This is a genomic window from Micromonospora sp. WMMD1120 (assembly GCF_029626235.1).
Lineage (GTDB): Bacteria > Actinomycetota > Actinomycetes > Mycobacteriales > Micromonosporaceae > Micromonospora.
The window spans coordinates 1-2,545 of the sequence record NZ_JARUBO010000003.1 but is presented as its reverse complement, the minus strand read 5'-3'; the positions used below and the strand labels follow the sequence as shown (position 1 = coordinate 2,545).

General features: G+C 72.5%; 2 protein-coding genes and 2 pseudogenes. All 4 read left to right on the top strand.

Annotated elements, in window-relative coordinates; translation table 11 throughout:
- A pseudogene (locus O7634_RS00050) lies at window positions 1–719 on the top strand (phage portal protein); the annotation flags it as partial.
- Window positions 685–1,491: a hypothetical protein gene (locus O7634_RS00045; protein WP_278148123.1), complete on the top strand. Its 807-nt coding sequence runs from the start codon at window positions 685–687 to the stop codon at window positions 1,489–1,491. The pseudogene O7634_RS00050 and the gene O7634_RS00045, both read left to right, overlap by 35 nt.
- A 5-nt stretch (window positions 1,492–1,496) precedes the next feature.
- Complete coding sequence (locus O7634_RS00040) at window positions 1,497–2,105, top strand: hypothetical protein (protein WP_278148122.1); 609 nt, start codon at window positions 1,497–1,499, stop codon at window positions 2,103–2,105.
- A gap of 47 nt (window positions 2,106–2,152) precedes the next feature.
- Window positions 2,153–2,545: pseudogene (locus O7634_RS00035) on the top strand (hypothetical protein); the annotation flags it as partial.

Below are 2,545 nucleotides of genomic sequence, written 5' to 3'. Positions count from 1 at the left end.
GGCAGGTCGCGCCGCTGATGCCGATGCAGGACCAGCTCGACCTCACCTCGTTCTCGCTCAAGGGCGCGGAGTGGTACAGCGCGTTCCGGCAGCGGTGGGCGATCGGGTGGACGCCGGAGGACCGCGACGCGAAGATGCGGTCCGCCGCGTCGCAGTTCTGGACGTTCGACGCGATGCCCGATGAGATGCGGCTGGGTGAGTTCTCGCAGACGGAGTTGAGCGGGTATCTGGCGTCGCGGGAGTCGACGTCGAAGTTCGTGGCGACGCTGTCGCAGACGCCGGTGCATGAGCTGATCGGCGAGCTGGTCAACCTGTCCGCGGAGGCGTTGGCGGCGGCCGAGGCCGGCCGGGACCGCAAGGTCGACGAGCGTAAGACCGGCATGGGCGAGTCGCACGAGCAGTCGTTCCAGGTCGTCGGCGCGTTGATGGGTGTGCCGGTGCCCGACGACGCCGAGGTGGTGTGGCGGGACACGTCGGCGGCCGCGTTCGCCGCGGTCGTCGACGGGCTGGGCAAGCTGGCGCAGATGCTCGGCGTTCCCGCGCAGGAGTTGTGGGACCGGATCCCGGGTGTCACCCAGCAGGACATCCGCCGGTTCAAGGCGGCCGCCGCCCAGGGCGACGCGTTGGCCAACCTGACGTCGCTGCTGGACCGGCAGGCCACCGGCCCCGACGACGGGGACCCGGATGATCCGGGTGGCGCTGGTGGCGCTGACGGTTGAGGGCGCCGCGTTGACCCGGGCGCACCGGCAGGCGCAGCTGACGTTGCGGGCGGATGTGCTGCGGGACCTGGTGCAGCTGTGGTCGCTGATCGGGCCGGGCGACTTCGAGCGGTTCGCGGTGGCGGCGGAGATCCTGATCCGGCAGCGGCACGGCGACTCGGCCGGTCTGGCGGCCGCGTACTTCGAGCGGTTCCGGACGGCCGAGGGTGTGGCCGGGTCGGCGACGGCGCGGCTGGCCGAGGCACCGGACGCGCCGGCGGTGCGGGCGGTGCTGCGGGCGACCGGGCTGGCCGGGATGCGGTCGGCGGCGGCGGCCGGCCAGTCGGCGCAGGCGGCGGCGCGGACCGGCCTGGTGCGGGCGTCGGGGTCGGCGGTGTGGATGGTGCTCGGCGGCGGCCGGCGTACGGTCACCGACTCGGTGCGGGCGGACCGGCAGGCGGCCGGCTGGCAGCGGGTCACGTCGGGGTCGCCGTGCGCGTTCTGCGCCATGATCGCCTCGCGGGGGCCGGCGTTCAAGTCGCAGCGCGGTGCCCGGTTCCAGGCCCACGACCACTGCGCCTGCACCGCCGAGCCGTTCTACGAGGGGTCGCGGCCGGTGCCCGGCAACGAACGGCTACGCCGGGCATGGGAAGCCGCGCAGCGGCAGGCCCGCGAGTCCGGCGAACTGAGCCGGGGCACCAGCAACGACGCGTTGAACGCGTTCCGCCGGTACCTCGCCGGTGATCAGACCCTCCGGCCCGACACGGGCCGGACCGACCCGACACGGGAGTGACCGCGATGGCGGACGACAACACCGGCACCACCGACCAGACCGCCAAGCCGGCCGGCACGGGCGGCAAGGACTGGGAAGCGGAAGCCGAGAAGTGGAAGGCCCTCGCGCGTAAGCACGAGGACCAGGCCAAGGCCAACCACGCCGAACTGGAGAGGCTGAAGGCGGCCAGCGACAGCACCAAGTCCGACATGGACAAGGTGATGGAGAAGCTGGCCGAGATGGAGAAGCGGGCGGGCGACGCCGAACGGCGGGCGCTGATCGCCGACATCGCCGCGGAGAAGGGTCTCACCGCGAAGCAGGCGGCACGCCTGCGCGGGGACACCCGGGACGACCTGTTGGCGGATGCCGACGAGCTGCTGGAGTCGTTCAAACCGGCCGGCAAGGACGGTACGAGCGGCGACGCGGGCAAGGACGGTGCCGCCGGTGACGGCAAGGCATCCGACAGCGGCAACGGCGACGGTGGCGACAGCGACGGCGGCCGGATGCCGCCGGCCGGTACGGCGAGCACGGCCACCAGGCCGAAGGAGCGGCTGACGTCCGGCGCGGTGCCGGCGGCGGCCGCCGACAAGAGCCCGGCCGAGATGGCCGAGGCGATTCTCAAGTCCGACTTCTGACCACGGCGTCCGCGCCGTGGTCGGGTCACTAGCAAAGGAGTAGCGCAGTGGCTGTGCTGACCGCGCAAGGCATCTCGTCCCTCGCCATCGAGCTGCTGACGCGCACCCTCGTTCTGCCGATGACGGCGTCGCGGATCCCGGGCGCGGAGTTCAGCGGGTCGAACGGGGACACGATCACGGTGCGGGTGCCGCAGCCGTCGACGGCGCGGACCCAGTCGTCGCCGGGTGCGACGATCACCTATGACGACGTCGACGAGGTGCCGGTCGACGTGTCCCTGTCGCACCTGTACCACGCCAAGCTCGTCTCGGATCAGGAGCTGAGCCTGGACCTGGCCGACTTCGGGCGGCAGATCACCCGGGTGCAGGTGGCGGCGGTGGCCACCGGCGCCGAGAACCAGATGGCGACGGTCATGAACGGCCTCCCGGCCGATCTGACGATC